Raw genomic sequence first — 23,073 nt, 5'->3', positions numbered from 1 at the left:
CAACGGCGCCCGGGCCCGGCCCCTCGACCGGCGGTGGCGCTGCCGGTGACGCCGGTTGTTCGCCCGCGGCGGCCGACGAGTCAGCTGACGGATCTCCGCCCAGTCCTGCACTCTCAGCACCCCCACCGTCAACCGGGGTCCGTTTCCGCCGTCGGCAGGGGGCCAGTGTTCAACCGTCGCCCGTGGTCCCGCCGGAGCGGGTTTTGGAGCGGGGTCCAAAAGGCCGGATGCGGCGTGGCTGCGCACCTGGGGATCCGCCGCTAGCGTTCGCCCTCGCTCAGCCAGGTTGTGAGCCGGAGCACAGTTCCAGCTTCCGCGAATTCCAGGGAGTACCGACGCGACGGGCGCGTCCACCTGCTTCGCCGGAAGGCTCCCGCGGCGGAAGCCCTCCGGCGGGCACGAACGACGAGAGAGAGGACACCGCCCCTCCCACCCACCCGAACAGCCGTCCTGGCCAACGACGCTACGCGCGGCCCGCGGCTGGCCGACCCCGTGGGTAACGCCGCAACGCTGCTGGCAGGCCCGGTCATCAACGCCCCCGCCCGCCGAGGCCCAGACCCTGATCTCCCCGGTCGGGGCAGGCCGCGGCCTCCGGCTCTGCCTCCCATCCCGATCCAGACACCACCGACAGGGAGAACGATGATCCATCTGAGGGCAGTGAGGCGTTCGAAATCCGGCATGCTCGCCGCCATGACCGCGGTGGCGCTTGTTGCCGCAGCCGGGTGTTCCTCCTCCGGACCGGACTTACCCGACTCCACGGGCAGCGGCGCCACGTCGGCATCCGGGGACTACACCGCCACGGCGCGGGAAGCGGTCGACGCGGCCTACAAAGGCCTCTACAGCGCACCCCCCAAGGGCGGTCCCAGCGCCCAGAAGGGAAAGAACATCTGGGTGATTCCGTGTTCCTCGGCACTGTTCGGCTGTTCTGAACCCGCCGCGGCCATCCAGGAGGCGGCCAAGGTGCTGGACTGGAAAGTCACGACAGCCGACGGCAAGGCCAGTCCCGCGGGCTATACGGCCGCCATCAACCAGGCGGTCGCGGCACACGCGGACGGCATCATCACCATCGCGATCGACTGCCCACCGGCCAGGGCGGGGCTCCAGGCGGCGAAGAACGCCCGTATTCCGACGGTGGCCGTGTGGGCCTACGACTGCGACGACCCCAAAGCAGGCGGCGGCGCGTCGCTGTACTCGGCGACCATCAATTCCAGTGGCACCCCTCCCCAGTTCGGTACCAGGTGGGGCACGTTGAAGGCCGACTATGCGATCGCCGCCACCGGAGGCAGGGCGAAGGTCCTACTGATCACGCACCCGGACTTCGTCGTCACCCAGTACGAGGAGGCCGGATATCGAGAAGAACTGGCCAGGTGCGGCGGATGCCAGATCGTCGACACGGTCGATATCACGGGCCAGGACCTTGGCAACCCGGCGACGACGGCGCAGAAGGTTGCCACGGCGTTGCAGAAGCATCCTGAGGCGAACGTCGTGGACGCTCCCGACGACACCACCATGGCCGAGATCTCCCAGGTCATCACCGCAAGCCAGAACTCCGATCTCGTCGTGGTGGCCGGCGAGGGCTACCCGTCGACCGTGGCCCTGATTCGCAAGAAGGTGGTCACCGCCGCCGTCGGCGTTCCCGCGAACTGGCTCGGCTGGGAGGGCGCGGACGCGATGAACCGGGTTCTGGCCGGCGAGACGACCATCCCGAACCAGGGGGCCAGCTTCCAGATCATCGACGCCGACCACGGTCTGCCCGCCTCCGACAGTCAGTCCTGGACGCCGTCGGTCGACTACAGGGCCGCGTTCACCGCGAACTGGACCGGCTGACGTCAACCGCCGCGATGCCCGTGCCGTCCGGGATCCGTGGGACGGCACGGACATCGCCATACCGGACCACACAGCCGGACCACACAGGAGGACAGATGACCGCCGTCGGCGAGGCGCAGTCTCCGCAGACCACCGCTCCGGCGATCCGCGTCAACGCGGTCTCCAAGACCTTCGGTGGCACCCGCGCGCTACGGGATGTCAGTTTCGAGGTCCCCCGCGCCTCGGTACACGCGCTGTGCGGCGGAAACGGATCGGGCAAGTCGACGCTCATCAAGATCCTGGCCGGGGTGCACCAGGCTGACAGCGGCACGATCGAGATTGACGGCCACGTCCACGACGCGACCCGGACGAACCCGGGGTGGGCCGGTTCGAACGGGCTCTACTTCGTCCATCAGGCGGTGGGCACGTTCCCGTCGATGACGGTGGCCGAGAACTTCGCCGTCAGCTCGACCTTCGGAGCGAGGAGCCTGGCTCCGGTCTCGTGGCGGGCGCTGCACCGGCGCGTCCAGAAGGTGCTGGAGCAGTTCGAGATCGACGTCTCACCAAAGACGATCATGGCGCAGGTTCCGCCCGCCACGCGGACGATGATCGCGGTCGCCCGCGCGTTGCAGTACGAGGCCGAGGCCGGGCGGGGCACGCTGGTCCTCGACGAGCCCACCGCGTCGCTTCCAGCCGAGGAGGCGCAGGCGGTGCTCGACGCCATGCGTGGTTACGCGCGGCGCGGCCACGCCGTCGTCTTCGTGTCGCATCGACTGTCCGAGCTGCTGGCGGTGTCGGACAGCGCGACCTTCCTGAGAGACGGGCGGCATGTCCGGACCTGTGACGCCGCGGACCTCGACGAGAGCATCCTCGTCCAACTGATCACGGGGCATGCTCCGATCGCGCCGAGCAGGAATGCTGTCGCTGCCCACCAGGCCGAGGTCCGTCTGCGGCTTGAGAACTTCGCGGTCGGATCACTGGACGACATCTGCCTTCAGGTGCGTGCCGGGGAGGTCGTCGGAATCGCCGGGCTGCTCGGCTCGGGACGGTCGACGTTGCTGCAGTCGCTGTTCGGGGTCAGGCCGGCTCGGGGAGGTCGAGCGACCCTCGACGGCGTCGAGCTGACAGCCAACGACGTCCCCGCCGCCATCAGGGGTGGCATCGCCTACGTCCCCGAGGACCGCGCCGGACAGGCCGCGTTCGCCGAGCTTTCCATACGCGCGAACCTGAGCGCGCCGAGCCTGCGGCGCTACTGGAACCGGGTCTGGCTGCGGCGTGCGGCCGAACGTTCCGACGCCCAGAGCGTCATCGAGCGATACAAGATCAAGGTCGACGGGCCCGAAGCGTACTTCGCCACCATGTCCGGCGGAAACCAGCAGAAGGTGGTGCTGGCGCGCTGGCTGGAACTGGCGCCGCGGCTGCTGCTGCTCGACGAGCCGACCCAGGGCGTCGACATCGGCGCCCGTACAGCGATTCACCAGCTCGTCCGCCAAGTCGCGGCCGCCGGAACCGCGGTGCTTCTCGTCAGCTCCGATCCTCAGGAACTCGTCGACGCGTGCGACCGGGTGGTCGGTGTTCACAGCGGGCGGATCACGGGCGAGGCGTCAGACGCCGACCTGACCGTGCGGCGCTGTACCGAACTCGGTCACGGGCTGGGCGCACCGTCCGGAGCGCGCACGCCGACGTCGCGCGCCCTCGGCCCACGGACACCCGCCACCCACCCACCGACCAGCATGGAGCCTCGAACATCATGACAGCGACTGCCACCGACCAGCGTCCGAACAGTCCCGCACCCCCTGGCTCAGGACGTCCGCCACGCCGTGCGAACTGGCCGGGCGGGGCGCGGTGGCTCGCCCTCGGCGAGCGGTTCGGCCTCCTGGTACTGATCGTTGCCATCATCGTCGCCTGGTCGGTGCGGTTCCCCGACACGTTCGCCACCGTACACAACTGGCAGATCATCGGTAGTTCACAGTCAGTGAATCTGATCATTGCGCTGGCGCTGATGGTCCCACTCCTGAGCAACAACTTCGATCTCTCGGTCGGGTCCACCGCCAGCCTGGCGTCGATGCTCACCGCGGGCCTCATGGCGCGCAACGGATGGAACCTGCTCGAGGCCGTACTGGTGGTTCTGGTCACGGGTCTGCTGATCGGAGCCGTCAACGGGCTGCTCGTCACACGGTTCGGGCTCAACGGGCTCATCGCCACCCTCGGATCAGCGACCGTGCTCGACGGGATGCAGAGCTGGTACAGCCACAACCTCAGCATCTCCTCCGGCTTCTCGCAGAAGCTGGTCGACTTCGGGACCGCCACGGTCTGGAAGATCCCGTGGTTGACCGTCGTCGCCCTGCTCATCGCGCTGGTGATCGGATACGTCGTCGCGCAGACGCCGTTCGGTCGCAGGCTCGTGGCTGTCGGGTCGTCGAGCCCGGCAGCCCGCCTGGTCGGCGTGCGAGTGGACCGACTGGTGCTGGCGAGCTACATGACGTCAGGAGGGCTCGCCGCGGCTGGCGGGGTGCTCCTGCTGGCGCAGCAGGGCAGCGCGACCCCCGGCACGACCGGTATCGGTGTCCTTCTCCCAGCTCTTGCCGCCGTCTACCTGGGAGCGTCCACGTGGGCGCCCGGTCAGTTCAACGTCGTGGGAACGATCCTCGGTCTGGCCCTGGTCGCCGTGATCGTCAGCGGCCTGACCCTCGGCGGTGCCGCAACGTGGGTCAGCGGTGTTGCCGACGGCGGCGCGCTGATCCTCGCGGTCGGCGCGTCAGCGGCATTCAGACGCAGGCGGCGAGGCGCGTGACCCCTGCACCGTTCGGTCCTGGCCAACCTGGCCAACCTGGCCAACCTGGAAACAGTCGGATGGGAGAAACGTGAAGATCGAAGACAGTGTCGCGATCGTGACGGGCGGGGCGTCCGGACTCGGCCGAGCGACCGCGACCGCGCTGGCAGAGGCCGGTGCCCGGATCGCGGTTCTGGACCTGCCCACGGCGCCCGGAGACGACGTGGCCAAAGGCCTCCCGACGGAGGCGGTCTTCGCGCCGACCGACGTCACGAACGAGGACGCCGTCACGGCCGCGCTGAACGCCGCCGCCGCACTGGGCGACATCCGCATCGTGGTCAACTGTGCCGGCGTTGGCACGCCCGGCCGGATCCTGTCGCGCCGCGGCGAGGTCATGCCTCTCGCCCAGTTCGCCCAGCTCGTCCATGTCAATCTGGTGGGCACGTTCAACGTGATCCGGCTCGCCGCGGAGCGGATCGCCAGGGCGGAACTGGTCGACGGCGAACGCGGTGTGATCGTCAATACCGCGTCGGTGGCGGCCTTCGACGGACAGATCGGACAGGTGGCCTACTCGGCGTCCAAGGGCGGCGTGGTGGGGATGACCCTTCCGCTCGCTCGAGATCTGGCCGACCGACAGATCCGGGTCGTGACGATCGCTCCCGGCCTGTTCAGGACTCCGATGCTGGAGGGTCTGCCGCAGCAGGCCCAGGACTCTCTCGGCACCCAGACGCCCCATCCGTCGCGGCTGGGCGAGCCGACCGAGTACGCGGCGCTGGTCGAGCACATCGTCGCCAACCCCATGCTCAACGGCGAGGTGATCCGGCTCGACGGGGCGATTCGGCTGGCACCCCGGTGAGGACACCCCTGCATGGCAGCCTCGACGGTCCGCTCAGTGGCGTGACAGTGCTGGAACTACCGGCCATCGGACCTGTGCCGTTTCTCGGCATGTTGCTGGCGGACCTCGGTGCGGACGTGGTCCGTATTCAGAAACCGGCGGCAAAGCGCAGCAGTCTTGACGAGGTGTTCATCGCCGGCCCACTCGGCCGCGGACGACGACACCTTGAACTGGACCTTCACGCGCACGGCGCGGGCGACGTCGTCCTGCGCCTGGCCGAGCGATCAGACGTTCTGATCGAAGGATTTCGTCCCGGCGTCGCCGAGCGCCTCGGCATTGGCCCCGATGAAGCGCTGTCCCGCAACCCTCGGCTCGTCTACGGCCGCCTGACCGGTTGGGGCCAGGACGGACCACTCGCGCGGACCGCCGGCCACGACATCACCTACCTCGCCATCTCCGGCCTTCTGCACGGAATCGGCACCAGACATGGAGCGCCCACACCGCCGGTGAACTACCTGGCGGACTTCGCCGGCGGATCCCTCTTCCTCGGTATGGGGCTGTTGGCGGCGGTACTTCACGCCCGGACGTCCGGGGCCGGCCAGGTCATTGACGCCGCGATGGTCGAGGGCGCCGCATATCTCGGAACGATGACGCGAACGCTGCTCGGCTCCGGCTCGTGGCGCGACGAGCGCGAATCGAACCTGCTTGACGGCGGTAGTCCGAACTACCGGTGCTACGAGTGCGCCGACGGCCGTTGGGTGGCCATGGGCGCGCTCGAGCCGCAGTTCTGGCAGACGTTCTGCGAGGCCATCGGATCCGACCCTACGCAGGTGCCGTCACCGTACGATCGCGGCCAGTCGGATGCTGTCGAGTCATGGCTCACCGACACCTTCAGGAGCAGGACCCGTGACGAGTGGGCCGAACTGTTCGCACCCCTCGACGCCTGCGTGGCACCCGTCCTGAGCCTCACCGAAGCGCCAGAACACCCACACAACGTCGCCAGACAGGCCTACACCGAGTTCGAGGACACGCTGGTCGCGCTGCCTCCACCCAGGTTCTCCGGCACGCCGACGACCCTCGCCGCGGGCGGCAATGCCGCAACCGACGGGCCGGAGATGCTGCGGCAACTGGGTTACGACGAAACCGGGCTGGCCGCACTTCGCGCGTCAGGGGCGATCACGTAACCGGCTGCCGCGCCGAACAGCGGCCGACGACTCTCGCTTCTTGCGGACAGGGCTTCAGCCAGATCAGGACCGTCGAACGACCGATCCATCAGCCGGACCGTACGCTCCAGCGCCCGCGTCTCGTTGTCCTCAAGGTCGGCGTACACCTGCGCCTTGATCACTGCTAGTGAGGTCGACGCACAGTTCAGGGCGAGGTCGGTCGCGTACTCCACAGCCGTGGTGAAGACGTCAGCGACCGGCACGGCGAACTGCACAAGCCCCATCTCGAGGGCCTCGGCGCCAGTGATCGCCCTTCCGCTCAGGAGCAGATCAAGCGCACGGCCGACACCGAGCGCACGCGGTAACAGCCACGACAGGCCATATTCCGCGACCAGCCCGAGGCGGGCAAACGTCGTGGCGATCTTCGCCTCACGCGCGGCGAACCGAACGTCGCTGCCCATCATGTACGCGAAACCGATTCCCGCCACCGGCCCGTTCACCGCGGCTATGACCGGGGTGGACAGGCGATGAACAAAGCTGGGCATGTCCTCCCGCGCCGGGATGAAGGCGCGTATGGCGGCTGGACCGCCACGGAGCACCTCGACGTCGGCACCAGAACAGAAGCCCCGGCCGCTGCCGGTCACAACAATTGCCCGCACGAGCGGATCCCGGTCCAGTTGACGCATCGCCACGGCATACGCATCCCCCATCGTGCGGGTGAACGCATTCAGGGTGTCGGGTCTGTTGAACCGCACCACGGCAACAGGTCCGTGATGATCGATCTCGATTTCAGCGGTCAACGCACTCTGCATCCCCTGATTCTGTCGCGGCCAGGGGAGGGTCGTTCGGAGCGAATATGTACGCGCGTACAGGAACGCTGGCGCTCGGGAGGCGCACGACCACCGATCCGGGTGCGACCGAGCTGGTCAGCGATCTCGTGGGCGGTACGCCCGGCGCGGTCCGCCTCGGTGGCGACGGTTCCGTGTCCGGTGTGGGGGTACGACCCAGCCGCGCCGACGGTCCGAGCCGCGACCGACAGGTCGGTGTGACGTCCCCTGGTCGCATCCGGGACACCCGGTACGCTACTGGCGAATCGAATGATCTAATGGGCCGCACCAGGCGAGCGAGTGCGAGATGGGTGGGTTTCGTCGTGAGCTACACACTGCAGTGTCCCAAGTGCCGCGGGGTGATGCGGACCTACAACCGCAGCGGCGTGCAGATCGAGCAGTGCGACAACTGCCGGGGAATCTTCCTTGACTACGGGGAGCTGGAAGCCATCAGCCGGCTTGAAGGGCAGTTCAACCAGCCTCCGCCGCCCCCGCCGCAGTACACACAGCCCGCGCAGTACGCGCAGCCCGCGTGGGGCGCACCGCACGGGGGTCACCACGGCGGGCACGGCCATCACGGCCACCATGGTCACGGCCACCACGGTTTCGCCAAGCTGTTCTTCTCCTCCTGACCGGATCCGCAAGGGCTGTTTCTCAACGGCCGTATCCCGTGTCGTCACGTGACAGGGCCCCGGGGCCGCACCGAATATCCGGTCGCGGCACCGGGGCCCTTTCACGTGGCGACGTCCGATCACGGGGGACAACATCGAGGGAGCGGACGGCCGGGTTGGTCAGGAGGCGACGGCCTTCGTGCCGAGCAGGCTTTTCAGGTCGCCCCAGAACGCGGAGGACGCGTCGACCTCCGGCCCCAGACGCAGCAGGAGATTGCTGCGGCGGGGGCTTTCCAGCCGGATGTGCACCGGAGTGTTCCCGGGATGGGTGGACAGGATCAGGCGCAGCTCGTCGACGAGGCTCGGGGTCACCTTGTGCGTGGGCAGGGAAATCAGCACCGGCGGTCCGGCGTCCGGATTCACGCTCACGTCGAGAGTGGTCAGGTCGTGGGCGAATATGCTGATGGATCCGTCGCGTTCGTTGATACGGCCGCGGACGGAGACCACCGCGTCGGGTATGAGCTGCTCGGCGTACACCTCGTAGCTCTTCGGGAAGAACAGGACCTCGACCGACGCGTCCAGGTCCTCGACGGTGACGATGGCCCAGAGGTTGCCGTTGTTCTTGTTGACCCGCCGGTCGATCTTCGCGATCACGCCGGCGATCTGCACCTCGCCCTCGCCGCGGCCGCTGTCGAGAAGGTCGATGATCCGGGTGTCCCGGTTGCGGTCCAGAATCCGCTGGGTGCCTTCCAGCGGATGGCTGGAGACGTACAGGCCGAGCATTTCGCGTTCCTGCGCGAGAAGTTCCGGGCGCGGCCACTCGGCGGCGCTGAGATCCAGCCCGAGGCCGATTTTCATCGACTCGTCCGGCTCGTCACCGCCACCGCCACCGAAAAGGTCGAACTGGCCGAACGCCTCGTTGCGTTTCGTGCCGATGACGGCGTCGACCGCGGTTTCGTGGACCTGTGACAGGGCGCGGCGGTTGTGCCCGAGGGAGTCGAACGCGCCCGCTTTGATCAGGGAGTCGACGACACGCTTGTTGCAGACCGCGATCTCGACCTTCTCCAGGAAGTCCGGGAACGACGCGTAGTCACCCTTCCGTTCCCGGGAGGCGGCGATCGAGGCGACGACGTTCGCCCCCACGTTACGGATCGCGCCGAGACCGAAACGGATGTCGCCGCCGACCGGAGTGAAGTAGAGCGTCGACTCGTTCACGTCGGGCGGCAGCACCCGGATGCCCATCTTGCGGCATTCGGCGAGATACACCGCCATCTTGTCCTTGTCGTCCCCGACGGAGGTCAGCAGCGCCGCCATGTACTCGGCCGGGAAGTTCGCCTTCAGATAGGCGGTCCAGAACGAGACGACGCCATAACCGGCCGTGTGGGATTTGTTGAACCCGTATCCGGAGAAGGGGACCAGCACGTCCCACAGCGCCTGGGCGGCCTCGGTGGAGTAGCCGTTCTTCGCCATGCCGGCCATGAACTCCGCGTGGTTGGCGTCCAGGACCTCCTTCTTCTTCTTGCCCATGGCGCGGCGCAGCAGGTCGGCACTGCCGAGGCTGTAGCCGGCGAGCTCCCGCGCGATGGTCATGACCTGCTCCTGGTAGACCACCAGGTGGTAGGTCTCGCCGAGGATGTCCTCCAGCGGATCCCTGAGCGCGGGATGGATGGGGGTGATGGGCTTGCGGCCGTTCTTGCGGTCGGCGTACTCGATGTGGGAGTTGGCCGCCATCGGCCCCGGCCGGTACAGCGCGAGAACGGCGGCGATGTCCTCGAACTTCGTCGGGGCCATCAGCCGCAGCAGGCTGCGCATGGGGCCGCCGTCGAGCTGGAAGACGCCGAGGGTGTCCCCACGGGCCATCAGCTGGAAGGTCGGGGTGTCCGCCAGCGGAAGCTTCTGCAGGTCGATGTCGATGCCGCGGTTCTTGCGCACGTTGAGGATCGCGTCGTCGATGACGGTGAGGTTGCGCAGGCCGAGGAAGTCCATCTTCAACAGGCCCATGTCCTCGCACTGCGGGAACGGGAAACCCGTGATGATGGCGCCGTCGGCGTCCCGCCGGTGGATCGGCAGGACGTCCAGCAGCGGCTCGGAGCAGAGGATCACCCCGGCCGCGTGCACCCCCGTGCCGCGGGTGAGGCCCTCCAGCCCACGCGCGGTGTCAATGATCTTGCGGACGTCCTGGTCGCTCTCGTAGAGGCCACGCACCTCGGCGGCCTCGCTGTACCGCTCGTGCGCGGGGTCGAGGATGCCGGACAGCGGAATGCCCTTACCGAACACGTCCGGGGGCATCGCCTTGGTGATTTTGTCGCCGAGGGCGTACGGGTAGCCCAGCACCCGGCAGGAGTCCTTGACCGCGGCCTTCGCCTTGATCGTGCCGAAGGTGAGGATCTGGCACACCCGGTCCTCGCCGTACCGCTCGGTGACATAACGGATCATGTCACCGCGGCGACGTTCGTCGAAGTCGAGGTCGATGTCCGGCGGGGTGATGCGTTCGGGGTTGAGGAACCGCTCGAAGATCAGCCGGTGCTCGATCGGGTCGAGTTCGGTGACACCGAGGACGTAGGAGACCATCGACCCGGTCGCCGAACCACGCCCCGGGCCGACCCGGATGCCCTTCTCCCGGGCGTACCGGCAGATGTCGGCAACAACGAGGAAGTAGGCCGGGAAGCCCATGTTGGCGATGACGCCGATCTCGTACTCGACTCGGTCGAGAACCTCCTGCGGCGGATTCGCGCCGAACCGGTGCTCGACGCCGCGGGCGACCTCCTTACGCAGCCACGAAAGCTGGTCCTCCCCCTCCGGGACGGGGAACCGCGGCATCCGGTCGACATACGCGAAGACGTCGTCGTACGGCTGGACCCGTTCGGCGATCAGCAGTGAGCTGTCGCACGCGCCGGGAACCTGCCCGTCCCACATGTCGCGCATTTCCTCGGTGCTTTTCAGGTAGTAGCCGTCGCCGTCGAACCTGAACCGCTTCGGGTCGTCGAGCCGCTTCCCGGTGCCGACGCACAACAACGCGCTGTGCGAGTCGGCCTGGTCCTTGGTGACATAGTGGCTGTCGTTCGTGGCCAACGGCCGCAGATCGAGCCGGCGGGCGATGTCGAGCAGCCCGTCGCGGACCTTCCGCTCGATCGCGAGCCCGTGGTCCATCAGTTCCAGGAAATAGTTCTCCGGGCCGAAGATGTCCCGGTAGGTGGCCGCGGCCTCCACCGCCCTGTCGAACTGGTTCAGCCGCAGCCGGGTCTGCACCACGCCGGACGGACAGCCGGTCGTGGCGATAATGCCCTCGGCATGCTCGGCGATCAGCTCCCGGTCCATCCGGGGCTTGCGGTAATAGCCGTCGAGCGAGGCGATGCTGCTCAGCCGGAAAAGATTGCGCAGCCCCGTCGAGTTGGCCGCCAACATTGTCATGTGGGTGTAGGCACCACCCCCGGAGACGTCGCCGCCCTCGCCGTCCGGATCGGCGTCGCGCTGCCCGCCGTCACCCCAGAAGACGGGTTTCTTGTGGTGCCGGGTCTCCGGCGCGACATAGGCTTCTATACCGATGATCGGTTTGACGCCGGCCTTCTTCGCGGCCTGGTGGAACTCGTAGGAACCGAACATGTTGCCGTGGTCGGTCATCCCTACCGCGGGCATGCCCAGGCGGGCCGCTTCGGCGAACAGCAGACCGACCTTCGCCGCACCGTCCAACATCGAGTACTCGGTGTGCACGTGCAGGTGGACGAAGGAATCACCCTTGGACATTGGTCCCCTTTCGCACCGTACGGCCTCGACGAAGACCTTAACGCCTGGGCGCTTCCGCCCGGGGCCTCCCCGCATCGCGCGTCGAGTAGGCGCGTCGGACAGCCGCTCTCATTATCACAATTCGATCAACAATCGCAAATCAGGACGCTGATCCTACGTATTGACACGTCTTGTTCTACGTATTGCCACGCCCCGCCCACCAGACGCCGGAAGATCGAAGAATTGACACTGGAAGCCAGCCACACCGTTCTCGGCCGATCACGGGCGGCTACGAGCATCCGTGTGCGCTCCGGACAGCCGGGCCGTCGACAGCGGAAGGACCGTACGGTCGCCCAGCCGGCCGGGCCCGGAGCCCGGCCCCGTGATCGTGGGTGCGCCGCTCGGGCCGGCGCGGCCGCTCAGAGCAACAGATCGGCGGGGCGCACGGTGACGGGGAAGGGCTCGGTGAGCTCGCGGCGGTCGTCGCCGCGGATGGTGTCGACGACCTCGTAGACGCCGTGACGGCCGAGCCGGTGGACGGTCACCGACGGGACCTGCGGATCGATGATCCAGTAGGAGCGGATACCGGCCTCCTGGTAGGCGGTCCGCTTGTGCCGGGTGTCGTACGTGCGGCCGTAACGGGAGAGGACCTCGACCACGAGGACGGGCAGGACCGCCTCCTGGTCGGGCATGACGAGGACGTCCGGCTGGAACTTCCTGGTCACCGACACGGGCACGTCGAACGGCGCGATCAGAGTGTGCAGGCCTGCCCGCTCGGCCGCGAGCAGGACAGCGCCGAGGCGGAGCACGACCCGTTGGTGGCGGTAGTCGGGGGCGGGGCTCACGACGACGACACCGTCGAGGAGTTCCCAGCGCCGCCGGTCGTGGGGCGCGTGCTCGAGAACGTCCACGGTGTAGCCGCCGGGCTCGACAGCCCGCAGGAAGGCCAGGCCCTCGTCGAAGTCGACCTGGCCGACCGGCAGCGGCCAGCCGGCCAGGCCGGCGATGTCCAGCGGCCTGCCGGCCGGCCCGCTGGCCGGCTCGTGGGAAACCGGGTCATGCTTTACCGCCACAGCTGTCATGGTGCCACTCCTCCGCAGATCCGGACGGCACGTTTGCTGTGGAGCATACGCCATGGCGTGGCGCCTCTATGGCGATGCGTCGCCAATGCCCGCCCGGTAGATCTCCACATCCACCCGTCAGATCTCCGCCTGCCAGATCTCCATCCGCTGGATGCCCACCCGGCGGATGTCCGCCCGGTAGGCCACGGCAAGCCCGTGGGCCGAATCATCCGATTCATTGACACTTGCGCAGGAACGGTGGAATTCTCAGCCGGTGAGCGTCAGGGGGGCGGCGGATGTGCCGGTCGACCAACCTCGACGGGAGCACACCCCCGCGCACGGGCGAGGTACACAATGATCAGCCGTACACAATGATCAGCCGAAGTCGACTGCTGGCGGTGGGCGGAGTGGCGTTCACGCTGCTGCTGGCGATGGTCGTCGTCGTCCTGTCGGGGAGCGCGGCCCTCCCGTTCGCGCTCGGCAACGTCGGTTCCTTCGGCGTCGCCGGCGCCTCGATCGACACCGGCGAGCCGGCACGGCCGGGCAGCTTCACGCTGGTGCCCAGCATCGACGAGAACTCGTCCCCGGACGGCGGCCAGCTGCCGGCGGGCGAAATCCGCATGAAACAGGCGCTGATCGACGGGCTGGTCCTGGAGAAGGCCTTCGAACTGCCCGGCGGGCTGGGTACCTGGAAACTACGGATCAACGCCCCCGGACGAACAAAGGTGACCGACCTCACGCTCGGCGCGTCCCGGATCTGCGTGGAATCGATCGATTTCCACGGGGTCGCCATCGACGCCGCCGGCGGCGCTCCGCTCGCCTCCATCCGGCTGGATGCCGGCCGGGTCGTACTGGTCGGCGTCGGGGTCGAGGCGACGAGCCTGCGGTCGACCGGCCTCTCGCTGGGCAACCTCCAGGTCGGCATCGAGCGCGGCGGCTACGACCCGCAGAAATTCCGTTGCCTGGCATGAATGCTTCGCGCAAGCGGCCGGACGGCCCTCACACGAACGACCGGACGGCACGGCCCCACCTTTTCACCACTTTTGCGGCTCACACCGTTCTTACCGCTTTTGCTGCCTGGTTCTCCCGCTCCGCGGTTTCGCGGCCGTCGCCGGCAGGAGGTCCGGCTCCGGCCACGAAACGGTCCGGTGACGCGGGCCCGGTGGCCTGATGGCCCGGCCACGGCCAGCAGGGGCGGCAACGAACGTGTCCGCCACGCCGCCCCGCCCGGCCCACCTGGCGAAGCCGGCCCACCCGGCGCGGCCGGCCCACCCGGCGAAGCCGCCCCGTCGCCACCGCGAGCGCGGCCGGCCCGTGGTGGCGACGGCCCGGCCGCTGTCCGACGACCGGCTGTCGGCGGCGGGGACACCGTGGCGGGCGGCCGTGCCGACCATGGCCGGCGGGGCCGCCATCTGCTACTTCAGCTTCTCGTTCGGTCCGGCCTTCTTCGCCGCCGACGTTGCCGTGTACGGGCTGGCTGTCGGTCTGTTCATCGTCGCGTTCGGTCTGCTGATGCTCTGGTATCCGGGCGCGTGCGCGGCGCTGGGCCTGCTGTCGGTCATCGGCGGCCTGATCGCCTTCCCGATCGCCGCCGGCGGGTTGGGGGCCGGCTCGCTGCTGGCGATCATCGGTGGGTCGCTCGCCGCCGCGTGGACCCCGCCACCGGACGGCGCGTTCCTCGCCGTGCGCGCCGCCCGCGTCGGCGTGCGGGCCGCGGCGGCGGCCATCGACCTGGCGCTGGCCGGCGTCATCGTCGTCGGCCTGTACGCGACCGTCCTGAACGGGCCGGTCAAGGAGCGCATCGCCGTCTGGTACGCGCTGCACCTGGCGGCCTGGCTGCTGGTTGTCGGGCCGGGCGTCGCCGCCGCCCTGACCCCGGGCCGGCTGCTGCTCGGCATCCGGGTGTTCACGGCGGAGGGCGCTGTAGCCGCGGCGGCACCGGGTGCCGGCCCGGCGACAGGCAGCACCGTGTCAGGCACCGCCGTGTCAGGCACCGCGGCGGCGACGGGCACCGCGGCGGTGCCGGCCGCCCGGGCGGTGCTCCGCGAGGCACTGCGCACGGTGGAGGTCGTCGGCACCGTCGAACTCGTGCTGCCGCTCCCCCGGCACGTCGGTCTGGGCCCGGCCGCGCTGTGTGCCGCCGTCGTCACCGCCGGCTGGCTGCTTCTGCTGTGGACCGGCCGCGCACCCCACGACCTGATCCCACGCACACGGACGGTCTCGCTGCGCGTGGTCACCGCCCCGACGGCGTCATCCCTGGCAGCGCCCGCCCCGGCCGCGGGCTCCCCGCCTGCCGACACCCGGCCCGCGGCCGGGNACCCGGCCCGCGGCCGCGGTCACGAGTTCCTCGGTTTCGGATGCCCAGCCCGCGGCCGCGGATTCCCCGCCTCCCGATTCCGCTGTTCCGCCTTCTCCGCTGCCAGCCGCGGGGGTCCTGCCCCGCACCGCCCCAGATTCCGCCGTCCTGGATTCCGCGGCCGAATCCGGCCGGCGCGCCACGGGCTCGGCACCGGACCCGGACGCCCGGTGACCCGTTTCCCACGCCACCTCGGCGCGTCGTTGTCCCTGCTGGTCGTGGGCTCGGCCGTCCTGATCATCGGCATGGCCGGCACCGCCTCGGCACACGCCGGGGGCACCAACACGTTCCACTGGACGGGCCGGGACATCGAACTGCGACAGCTGGCGCTCGACGGCACGACCAGCCCGGCGGACGGCGCACCGGCCGCGCTGCTGCGCATCGGCGACCTGGTCAGCGCCGCTGACTTCCGTCTGGAGAAGGAAATCCGCCTCGGCACGCTCGGAACGTGGACGCTGGAGGTGACCGCGAACACGATAACCACGACCGGCATGCCGGCGGAGGCCGCGGCGGCGGCGGGGAGCGAGGCCTCGGAGGCAAGCGAAATCACCGCGCCCTTCACCTGTGTACGGGATGCCGGCGTCCACGGCTCGGGCCGCGGCACGGGGCCGCTGCTGGACCCGTCACTGAACCGTGCGCTCGACGTCGATCCCGCCACCGGCTATCGGGACACCGTCGTCTCGGCGGTGGTCGGCCTGGTCAGGCGCGGCGACGTCCTGCTGACGCTGGGCCGGATATACAGCGAGTCCGGCCGGATCACCATGCCCAGGCTGCGCCTGACCGGCGCCTCGGTACTGCTGCGCCCCGGCGGCTACTCCCCCGGCCTGGACGCGCCGCCGGCGTACTGCGACGGCTCCGCCTCCCATGACGCCATGTTCCAGGACGGCGTGCCCCAGGGCGGTGGGGCGCAGCGCACCGGGGCACAGGACGACGCCGCGGGCACACGAACGGCCGGTGTCACCCCCGCAGCCACCGTCCCCGCGACAACGCCAGCGACAGCGCCAGCGACCGCCTCCGGCGCGGGCGGTGCGGGAACCCCAGGCCCGGCCGCGCCACCGCCGGGGACTGCCCCCGCACCGACGACACCGGCATCCGGTCAGCCGACGCCGTCCCGACGGTGTCATCCCCTGGACCTTCTCTGCGTCCTCTCCGGACCCTCGTGATCCGGACCTCGTGATCCGGACCCTCGTGACGCTCTCCGAGTGCCCCGCGCCCGACGGAGGCAGAGAAGATCGCCGCGAGTTTGTCATTGTGTACGCCACTGGGGCCGAAAACCGTACACAACGACAAAACAGCCCAGATCATGTTCCCCGCGGCTGGCCGCGGACGCCGCCCGCGGCGCCTGATGGCCGGCATCGACGGCATCGACGGACGTCTGGGCAGCGGCCGGGCCGGCCTGTGCGGGCCGGCCGGCTGGTACCCGGGATGCTCACGTGTTCAGGCGGGCGCGGATCTCCGGGCGTCGTAGCGGCGGGAGTGTGGCCGGCGGCTGGCGGCGGGCCGGCAGCGTGTCGAGCAGCCGGTGGACCGCGGCGCCCACCTCGGCGACCGCCGTCTCGAACGCGTCCCCGGCCGTGGCCGGAGGCTGGCGCAGACCGCTGACCTTCCGGACGAACTGGCGGGCGGCCGCCTCGATCTCCTCGTCGGTCGCCGGCGGCTGAAGGCCCCGCAGTTCGGTGATGTTACGACACATGATCCTCACCGTCTCCCCACAGATCCGTATGTGCTGGGCGGCCCGCGCGTGCGGGCGGGTCACGTACGTCAGCGTCGCGGCCAGGCCGGAGTCCAGTTCGCTGTCCACCCGCTCACCGAAGAGTTCCGAAACCATTCGGACGGAGGATACGGCCGGCGGTCAGAATGAGGTCATGCCCGATACGAATCCCACCGTGTGGCTCACCCTGCAGGCCCACAACCCCGCCGTGCTCATCGACTACCTGGTCGGGACCTTCGGTTTCGACCTTGTCGCACGCCACGGTGAAGGCGAGACCGTCGAACACGCCGAACTGCTCTGGCCCGAGGGATCCGGCGGCGTCATGCTCGGCGCGTACAAGCCCGAGGGCCACTGGACGCGCGAGCCCGGCACGGCGGGCGGCTATGTGGTGACCAGCGACCCCGATCGGCTGTACGAGCGGGTACTGGCCGCGGGCGCCGACATCATCGTCAAGATCAACGAGACGCCCTACGGCTCTCGTGAGTTCGTGGTACGAGACCCGGAGGGCAACCTGTGGGCCTTCGGAACCTACACCGGCGCACCCCGGGGAGGACACCCTTCGTGACATGGAGAATCGACATGGAGAATCCTGGGCACACCATGCCGCGCTGAATCCGAGGATTCGGAGTGACACCTCAGCCGGCGCTCGAGGGCGTCGGCTGAGCGGGATTCGCCAGGTAGGCAAGGCTCTTGCACATGAGATCCGAGGATCCGATCCACATGACCGTGAAACGATCGCTTTTGCTTTTTCTGCTGACGGCGTCGGCGCAGAAGGCAGGGTCGGGCTCGCGCTTCTCGCCGCGGAATCCGAATCCGCCGGTTGGGAACGGCACTCTCTTCAGCAACCAGCAGGCCGCGCCGTCGACCAGCGCGTCGAGATCCCCACGGACGACCGCGACCATACCAAGTGACCAGTGCCAGTCATCATGCTGGTACACCTCGATCGCCAGATGGTCGGTCTCGTAGGCGCAGTCCACCACGTCGTTGGCCGCGTTCACCCTTTTGATGAACTGCTCAAGCCCGCCGCGGAACTGCGCGAACTCCCCCGCGCGTCCCCTGGGAATGAAACCGATCATCTGATCGGCAAGACCCGCGATGCTGACGCATGGATTCTGATTGATCACGCTGACCGCGTCCGCCGACGGAAACTTGGGAAGCTGGGATTTCGTGAGCCGCCCGGGCGTGGGGCAGACCGGCCCTTTCGGCTTCCGGTCCTGCCCGTTCTGCCCGTTCTGCCCGTTCTGTCGGGTCGGCCCGCCGCTCGGCCGCGAACCACCGCTGCCCCCCATATCGTCCAGACAGCCCGTGGCAAGCAGGGACAGCGCCAGGAAACCGGCCAGCGCATGCCTGGGAAGAAGCGCCGGGAGACGGACGACGAAACGCGGGACCGACAGTGCCTCCCGCGCCCTCGTCCGCCGGTACGAAAATCTCCGACAACGCCGGCCGACCGTGCGCATCACGTCTCTTCCCCCACAACATGTCATGACTCACTGGCGGCACTTCCTGATCGGTGCCACCGCCGTTTCGAGGCCCTGCCACGATCGTCAGATCGATCCTCACGGGCATCGGTCGCGGGAACATCCGTGCCAACACTGAAAACCGAAGGCCGTCAGCCCGGATGGTTGGGCACGACGATTCGGCCACGCGACGATTCGGCCATGCGGGTGCTCGCCGGCCAGCATGGGTAGCGGGTGAGGCCAGCCCGGATGACGCCCTCCGCTTCAGGGCTGGCACGGACGTGGGGACGCGGTCGTGGTGGGATCGTCGGTCGGTGGCGTCCACTGTTCTGATTGTCGACGATCTTGCGGATTTCCGGGCGGTCGCCCGCGTGATGCTGGAGACCGGTGGATACCGGGTCGTCGGGGAGGCTGGGACCGGAGCCGACGGGCTGGTCGAGGCGGCCCGGCTGCGGCCGGACATCGTGCTGCTCGACGTGCGCCTGCCCGACATCGACGGGTTCACGGTCTGCCGCGAGCTCCGTACGAGGATGCCGACGGTCAAGGTGGTGCTGTGTTCGGCCCGGGACGCCACCGACTACGGCAGTCGCATCGCCGACGGCGGGGCATGTGGCTTCCTGCTCAAATCCGAGCTGTCGTCGACGGCGCTCACGCGCCTGACCACCACATGCCAGTGATCCCCTGGCCGCCGGGGAAGATCCCCGTATGTTTGTCGTTTTGTACGCCCAGCAGCCCGAAAAGCGTGCCGAACAACAAACTCGCGGCGATCTTCTTTGGTAGCCGGCGTCCGTCATGTGCCGCCTGGCGACGCTCGCGAGCCGCCGGCCGCGGCAGGCCCGCCCGGTCACCATGATCACAATCTTTGGGTGGCGGTCGTGCCGGTGGCCTGGAGGTAGGTGAGGACGGCGAGGACGCGGCGGTGGTCGTCGGGCTGCGGCTGCAGGCCGAGCCGGGTGAAGATGCTGCGCACGTGGGACTCGACCGTTCTGGGAGTGAGAACGAGATGGTCGCTGATGGAGCGGTTGGAGCGCCCCTCGGCCATCAGGGCGAGCACTTCGCGTTCACGGTCGGTCAGCGTGTCGAGCGGGTCACGTCGGCGCCGGCCGCCGACCAGCAGCGCCGCCACGTCGGGGTCGAGGGCGCAGCCGCCGGCCGCGACCCGGCGGACCGCGTCCAGGAAGACCGCCGTCCCGGCGACCCGTTCCTTGAGCAGGTAGCCGATGCTCCCGGCGCCCGCGCCGAACAGGGTCGGCAGATAGTGGGACTCCAGGTACTGGGAGAGCAGCAGGACGCCGACGTCGGGGTGATCCCGGCGGATGGCGACAGCCGCCTCGAGCCCTTCGAGATGGTGGGTGGGAGGCATGCGGATGTCGACCACCGCCACGTCGGGCCGCAGCGCGGCGATCGCGCCATGCAGACCGGCCGGATCGGCGACCTGCGCGACGACGTCGCATCCGTGGCTGCGGAGCAGCTCGGCGACAACCTCCCGCAGGAACACCGCGTCGTCGGCGAGCACCACCCGTAATCCCGCGGACCGGCTTGACGAGGACGGCAAGGACGGCAAGGGTTTCATTGCGGATCACCCGTCGGGAGAAGCGCACGGACGATGGTGCCGTGGCCTGCGGGGCTGTGCACGGTCAGCATGCCGTCGAGTGCCGAGAGCCGGTCACGCAGGCCGAGCAGGCCCGTGCCGGCTGTTCCCGTTGCCCCTGCCGTTCCGGCTGCTCCGGCTGTGATGTCGGCCCCTCCGATTCCGTTGTCGGTGACCTCGACGCGCAGCCGGCCGTCGGCGTGTTCGACGTCGATCCGGACCTGGTCGGCGTGGGCGTACTTGAGGGCGTTGGTCAGCGCCTCGGCCACCACGAAGTAGCAGGTCGCCTCCACGGCGGGGGTCAGCACGGGTACGGCGGTCGCCGTCAGCCNNGTACGGCGGTCGCCGTCAGCCGCACGTCGAGCGGGGTCTGCTCGGTCAGCGCCCGCAGCGCGGGGAGCAGGCCGGCGTCGGTGAGGATGGCGGGGTGGATGCCGCGGGCGAGTGCCCGCAGCTCGTCCATGGCCGCGTCGAGCCCGTCGGCGCTGCGCGCGAGCAACGCCGTGCTCTGCTCGTCGACGGTGCCGTCGAGGCGCTCCTGGGCCAGGCGCAACAACAGCCGCGCGACCACGAGCCGTTGCTGCGCGCCGTCGTGCAGATCGCGTTCGAGGCGGCGTCGTTCGGCGTCGGCCGCGGCGACGATCCGCATCCGCGAGGCCCGGACCTCGGCGAGCTGGGCTCTCACCTCGGCGGCCAGCCGCTGGTTGTCCAGGGCCAGCCCGGCCGCGGCGGCCATCGCCTCGAGGCGGTGCGGGTCCTCCCGCAGCGCCGGGTCGTGGAACAGTGCCGCGACCCGCCGGCCGTCGCGTTCCACCGGCCACACGGCGCGCTCCGCATCGTTCTCCGGCATCCGCAGCGGACGGCCGTCCCCATCGATGAACGCCTCGGACTCCGGCCGCCAGTAGCCGACCCGCAACGACGGGTCGCCCAACGACCGCGCCAGGAGTCTTTGCAGGTCGGCGGGTGACAGCGGCTCGCGCAACCGTCCCAGCAGATCCCCGACGGCGGTGCGTCCCAACTGGACCCGCAGGACCCCGCCGAGAAACGCCAACGGCAGCAGGCAGAACGCCACCCAGTAGACCCACAGGAACGTCGAGTGCCGCGGATCCGCCGAGCCCACGGCCCCGCCAGCCACCGTGGCGGCGGCCCCCACCAGAGCCGTGAGGAAGACCGGTGCGAGCACCCGCCGCAGCGGCCGGCTGGCCGTCACCCAGCGGCGGACCAGCACCACCAGCACGCCCACGCCGATCGCTGCGCCGATGCTCTCCTCAATGTGGTTCACTGCCCGCGTCAATGGCAGGTTGTCGGCGACAAGCAGCAGGTTCGGAATCGGGATGGGACGCTGGCGGCTGTCGAAGAACAGGGCAGCGACCAGGGGAAGTCCGAAGACCGTGGCATACGCGGCTGCGACGAGCAGCCGCTGTGCCCGTGAGGCCAGGCGCCCGCTCGGGAAGGCCAGCACCAGGCGGGTGGCGAACCCGCTCGACGCCCGGGTCAGCAACAACCCGGCGGTGTATATCACCGGGGTGCGTGACAGTTGCAGGTCCTCGGCGAAGAAGCCGACACCGACCAGGACCATCAGCAGCCCCACCCGGTTCATCGGCCGGCGGGCATGCGCCACCGCCCCGGCGGCGAGAAAGAGGAAACCGCCGGTGGCTCCCAGAACGGTGTCCACGATGGGATGCGAACCGTCCCGCACCTTGAACACCAGCCCGGACACCCCGAGCAGCACCCCGAACCCGACCGCGAGATACACCACCAGCGTTGGCGTCAGCAGAGCACGGAAAGACAACAGCGGACGAGGCACGAAAGCCCGTCCTGCCACCCCCTCGATTCTCACAGAGTGATCGTCACAGCGCCCTCCGCGACTGTCAACGACATTACCGCGACATCACCGTCGACGACCGCCACAGTCGATCACTGTGTCTCCACCCCGGTAGCTCTGACGAGGGCCGTAACCAAGCACGGCGCACTGGGCCAAGGTGCCAGGATGCCACCGAAGCTGGGACTACAGGGCGCGTGGCTGCCGATCTCACGGAAGCCGGTGGCGCCCGCAAACGTGGCGATGACCGTGACGGCGAGCACGAAACACAGCTCGTATATCTTCCCGCGCGGTTTCCGGAAATCCGCTACCTGGCCCAGCGCGGAAAGAATACTGCCGACGTCTTCCTCGTCGGCTGGCGCCGGCGTTCTCGACGGGGCGGCGGCGGTCTGGCATGATGGCACATGATGGCCTTATCTTTTCGGGTTCTGATTGGTCGCGCTTTCACTGTCCCGAACGGGAGGCCACTTCTTTCGCAACGACAGGCCTGGGTTCCATCAACTCAAGTTCTGCGACGCGCCGCCGCCGCATCGCCGCTGGATTTCCGAATCGTCGCTCGAACCGCCGGAGAGAATACCCGGCGTGCAGTTGGCGCGCCGGGCGACGTGCCAGCCGGCCTCCGCGGCGGGCGCGAGCAACCAGGATGCCCAGGACTGGCGGTAGAGCAACCACCCAGCGCAACGAGTCGCCACCCTATACGATCTTGCCGAGGCTCTGGTAGTGCGCCAGTCTGCCTCTGTGTATCGTTCGGATTCATGGGTGACCTGGCAGGGCACTGGCGGGAGTTGAACAAGGCATACTGGGATGAGCGGGTGCCGATTCATCTGGGTGCGGCCCTCTACGACATGGAGGGATTTCGTGCCTGGCCCGATTCTCTGAAGGACTTCGAGACAGCCGAGGTGGGGGATGTCAGGGGCAAGAGCCTGATCCATCTGCAGTGCCACTTTGGCCGGGACACGCTGTCGTGGGCGGCACGAGGAGCGCAGGTCACCGGACTGGACTTCTCTCCACCCGCGATCAGAGCGGCTTCACGACTCGCGACCGAACTCGGCATCGACGCACGCTTCCTGACCGCGGATGTCTACGACGCGGTCTCGGCGGTCGAGGTGGAGACCTTCGACATTGTCTATGCCAGCTTCGGGGCACTGAACTGGCTTCCCGACATCAGCCGCTGGGCGTCGGTGGTCGCTGAACTACTGGCTCCCGTTGGGTGCCTGTACCTCGCGGAGTTCCATCCCTTCAGCTTCGTCCTCGACGACGAGACCGGAAGCACGGTCACGCACGACTACTTCGATGAAGGTCCGGAAGCCTCGGGAGCAATGCCGCTAAGATAAGAT

The 23,073-nt window shown here is 68.9% G+C and carries 21 protein-coding genes; 12 read left to right on the top strand and 9 right to left on the bottom strand.

All coding sequences use genetic code 11. The annotated features are described in order from the left end of the window. Positions 1-657: 657 nt before the first annotated feature. The 5 genes from FrCorBMG51_RS19570 to FrCorBMG51_RS19550 all read left to right on the top strand — a co-directional run bounded on the left by FrCorBMG51_RS19570 (position 658) and on the right by FrCorBMG51_RS19550 (position 6,598). The gene (locus FrCorBMG51_RS19570) at positions 658-1,827 is read left to right on the top strand and encodes a sugar ABC transporter substrate-binding protein (RefSeq protein WP_157180589.1); all 1,170 of its coding nucleotides are present in this window, start codon (positions 658-660) and stop codon (positions 1,825-1,827) included. A 95-nt stretch (positions 1,828-1,922) separates the two neighbouring features. After that, positions 1,923-3,560 carry a sugar ABC transporter ATP-binding protein gene (locus FrCorBMG51_RS19565; RefSeq protein ID WP_052914850.1) on the top strand — a complete coding sequence of 546 codons (1,638 nt, stop codon included), beginning with the start codon at positions 1,923-1,925 and terminating at the stop codon, positions 3,558-3,560. Further along, the gene (locus FrCorBMG51_RS19560) at positions 3,557-4,600 is read left to right on the top strand and encodes an ABC transporter permease (protein WP_047224501.1); all 1,044 of its coding nucleotides are present in this window, start codon (positions 3,557-3,559) and stop codon (positions 4,598-4,600) included. Before FrCorBMG51_RS19565 ends, FrCorBMG51_RS19560 begins: the two co-directional genes overlap by 4 nt. A gap of 70 nt (positions 4,601-4,670) precedes the next feature. After that, positions 4,671-5,435 carry an SDR family NAD(P)-dependent oxidoreductase gene (locus tag FrCorBMG51_RS19555; RefSeq protein ID WP_047224500.1) on the top strand — a complete coding sequence of 255 codons (765 nt, stop codon included), beginning with the start codon at positions 4,671-4,673 and terminating at the stop codon, positions 5,433-5,435. Positions 5,436-5,476: 41 nt separating this feature from the next. Continuing rightward, a complete protein-coding gene (locus FrCorBMG51_RS19550; protein ID WP_200902516.1) occupies positions 5,477-6,598 on the top strand; it encodes a CaiB/BaiF CoA transferase family protein in 1,122 nt (373 codons plus the stop codon). Here FrCorBMG51_RS19550 and FrCorBMG51_RS19545 read toward each other — a convergent pair. Continuing rightward, on the bottom strand, positions 6,547-7,335 hold the full coding sequence (locus FrCorBMG51_RS19545; protein WP_235433742.1) for an enoyl-CoA hydratase-related protein: 789 nt from the start codon (positions 7,333-7,335) through the stop codon (positions 6,547-6,549). The genes FrCorBMG51_RS19550 and FrCorBMG51_RS19545 overlap by 52 nt on opposite strands. Positions 7,336-7,727: 392 nt before the next feature. Here FrCorBMG51_RS19545 and FrCorBMG51_RS19540 point away from each other — a divergent pair, with 392 nt between their 5' ends. Continuing rightward, the gene (locus FrCorBMG51_RS19540) at positions 7,728-8,036 is read left to right on the top strand and encodes a TFIIB-type zinc ribbon-containing protein (protein WP_235433741.1); all 309 of its coding nucleotides are present in this window, start codon (positions 7,728-7,730) and stop codon (positions 8,034-8,036) included. A gap of 159 nt (positions 8,037-8,195) precedes the next feature. On the opposite strand, the gene dnaE is transcribed toward FrCorBMG51_RS19540, so the two are convergent. Both dnaE and FrCorBMG51_RS19530 read right to left on the bottom strand, forming a co-directional pair. Next, the gene (gene dnaE, locus FrCorBMG51_RS19535; RefSeq protein WP_047224498.1) at positions 8,196-11,759 is read right to left on the bottom strand and encodes a DNA polymerase III subunit alpha; all 3,564 of its coding nucleotides are present in this window, start codon (positions 11,757-11,759) and stop codon (positions 8,196-8,198) included. Positions 11,760-12,157: 398 nt separating this feature from the next. Then, entirely contained in the window at positions 12,158-12,820 is a 663-nt protein-coding gene (locus FrCorBMG51_RS19530; protein WP_157180588.1) for a Uma2 family endonuclease, read from the bottom strand. A gap of 275 nt (positions 12,821-13,095) precedes the next feature. Between FrCorBMG51_RS19530 and FrCorBMG51_RS19525 the strand changes: the two genes are divergently transcribed. Both FrCorBMG51_RS19525 and FrCorBMG51_RS19515 read left to right on the top strand, forming a co-directional pair. After that, the gene (locus tag FrCorBMG51_RS19525) at positions 13,096-13,770 is read left to right on the top strand and encodes a hypothetical protein (protein ID WP_157180587.1); all 675 of its coding nucleotides are present in this window, start codon (positions 13,096-13,098) and stop codon (positions 13,768-13,770) included. A 199-nt stretch (positions 13,771-13,969) separates the two neighbouring features. Further along, complete coding sequence (locus FrCorBMG51_RS19515) at positions 13,970-16,318, top strand: DUF6114 domain-containing protein (protein WP_162233249.1); 2,349 nt, start codon at positions 13,970-13,972, stop codon at positions 16,316-16,318. Between the two features lie 266 nt (positions 16,319-16,584). On the opposite strand, the gene FrCorBMG51_RS19510 is transcribed toward FrCorBMG51_RS19515, so the two are convergent. Continuing rightward, the gene (locus tag FrCorBMG51_RS19510) at positions 16,585-16,848 is read right to left on the bottom strand and encodes a DUF2277 domain-containing protein (RefSeq protein WP_047224521.1); all 264 of its coding nucleotides are present in this window, start codon (positions 16,846-16,848) and stop codon (positions 16,585-16,587) included. Positions 16,849-17,020: 172 nt separating this feature from the next. Here FrCorBMG51_RS19510 and FrCorBMG51_RS19505 point away from each other — a divergent pair, with 172 nt between their 5' ends. Next, entirely contained in the window at positions 17,021-17,431 is a 411-nt protein-coding gene (locus FrCorBMG51_RS19505) for a VOC family protein (protein ID WP_047224494.1), read from the top strand. Positions 17,432-17,501: 70 nt separating this feature from the next. On the opposite strand, the gene FrCorBMG51_RS28570 is transcribed toward FrCorBMG51_RS19505, so the two are convergent. Then, positions 17,502-17,942: a hypothetical protein gene (locus FrCorBMG51_RS28570; protein WP_139342347.1), complete on the bottom strand. Its 441-nt coding sequence runs from the start codon at positions 17,940-17,942 to the stop codon at positions 17,502-17,504. A gap of 695 nt (positions 17,943-18,637) precedes the next feature. Here FrCorBMG51_RS28570 and FrCorBMG51_RS19495 point away from each other — a divergent pair. Continuing rightward, a complete protein-coding gene (locus FrCorBMG51_RS19495) occupies positions 18,638-19,000 on the top strand; it encodes a response regulator transcription factor (RefSeq protein WP_047224492.1) in 363 nt (120 codons plus the stop codon). Positions 19,001-19,176: 176 nt separating this feature from the next. Here the strand turns inward: FrCorBMG51_RS19495 and FrCorBMG51_RS19490 are convergent, their stop codons facing one another. The 4 genes from FrCorBMG51_RS19490 to FrCorBMG51_RS34100 all read right to left on the bottom strand — a co-directional run bounded on the left by FrCorBMG51_RS19490 (position 19,177) and on the right by FrCorBMG51_RS34100 (position 22,008). Then, entirely contained in the window at positions 19,177-19,842 is a 666-nt protein-coding gene (locus tag FrCorBMG51_RS19490; RefSeq protein WP_371390742.1) for a LuxR C-terminal-related transcriptional regulator, read from the bottom strand. 50 nt (positions 19,843-19,892) lie between these two features. Continuing rightward, positions 19,893-20,222, bottom strand: coding sequence for a sensor histidine kinase (locus FrCorBMG51_RS31780; protein ID WP_052914848.1), 330 nt, complete (start codon positions 20,220-20,222; stop codon positions 19,893-19,895). 17 nt (positions 20,223-20,239) lie between these two features. Continuing rightward, entirely contained in the window at positions 20,240-20,563 is a 324-nt protein-coding gene (locus FrCorBMG51_RS35035; protein ID WP_476742210.1) for a histidine kinase, read from the bottom strand. A 1,268-nt stretch (positions 20,564-21,831) separates the two neighbouring features. Beyond that, complete coding sequence (locus FrCorBMG51_RS34100; RefSeq protein WP_420848649.1) at positions 21,832-22,008, bottom strand: hypothetical protein; 177 nt, start codon at positions 22,006-22,008, stop codon at positions 21,832-21,834. On the opposite strand from FrCorBMG51_RS34100, the gene FrCorBMG51_RS31775 reads away from it, so the two are divergent. Both FrCorBMG51_RS31775 and FrCorBMG51_RS19480 read left to right on the top strand, forming a co-directional pair. Continuing rightward, complete coding sequence (locus tag FrCorBMG51_RS31775; protein WP_235433739.1) at positions 21,934-22,134, top strand: hypothetical protein; 201 nt, start codon at positions 21,934-21,936, stop codon at positions 22,132-22,134. The two genes, FrCorBMG51_RS34100 and FrCorBMG51_RS31775, sit on opposite strands and share 75 nt — an antisense overlap. A 414-nt stretch (positions 22,135-22,548) precedes the next feature. Further along, complete coding sequence (locus tag FrCorBMG51_RS19480) at positions 22,549-23,070, top strand: class I SAM-dependent methyltransferase (protein WP_235433738.1); 522 nt, start codon at positions 22,549-22,551, stop codon at positions 23,068-23,070. Positions 23,071-23,073: the final 3 nt, after the last annotated feature.

This window comes from Protofrankia coriariae, assembly GCF_001017755.1.
Lineage (GTDB): Bacteria > Actinomycetota > Actinomycetes > Frankiales > Frankiaceae > Protofrankia > Protofrankia coriariae.
This window is presented reverse-complemented; position numbering and strand designations above follow the sequence as displayed.

What these genes read in the sequence shown, in the direction of transcription:
- dnaE (WP_047224498.1), bottom strand. Translation starts at nt 11,759, where the DNA reads ATGTCCAAGGGTGATTCCTTCGTCCACCTGCACGTGCACACCGAGTAC.
- FrCorBMG51_RS28570 (WP_139342347.1), bottom strand. Translation starts at nt 17,942, where the DNA reads ATGATCGGTTTCATTCCCAGGGGACGCGCGGGGGAGTTCGCGCAGTTC.
- FrCorBMG51_RS19560 (WP_047224501.1), top strand. Translation starts at nt 3,557, where the DNA reads ATGACAGCGACTGCCACCGACCAGCGTCCGAACAGTCCCGCACCCCCT.
- FrCorBMG51_RS19510 (WP_047224521.1), bottom strand. Translation starts at nt 16,848, where the DNA reads ATGTGTCGTAACATCACCGAACTGCGGGGCCTTCAGCCGCCGGCGACC.
- FrCorBMG51_RS19565 (WP_052914850.1), top strand. Translation starts at nt 1,923, where the DNA reads ATGACCGCCGTCGGCGAGGCGCAGTCTCCGCAGACCACCGCTCCGGCG.
- FrCorBMG51_RS19505 (WP_047224494.1), top strand. Translation starts at nt 17,021, where the DNA reads ATGCCCGATACGAATCCCACCGTGTGGCTCACCCTGCAGGCCCACAAC.
- FrCorBMG51_RS19530 (WP_157180588.1), bottom strand. Translation starts at nt 12,820, where the DNA reads ATGACAGCTGTGGCGGTAAAGCATGACCCGGTTTCCCACGAGCCGGCC.
- FrCorBMG51_RS19525 (WP_157180587.1), top strand. Translation starts at nt 13,096, where the DNA reads ATGTGCCGGTCGACCAACCTCGACGGGAGCACACCCCCGCGCACGGGC.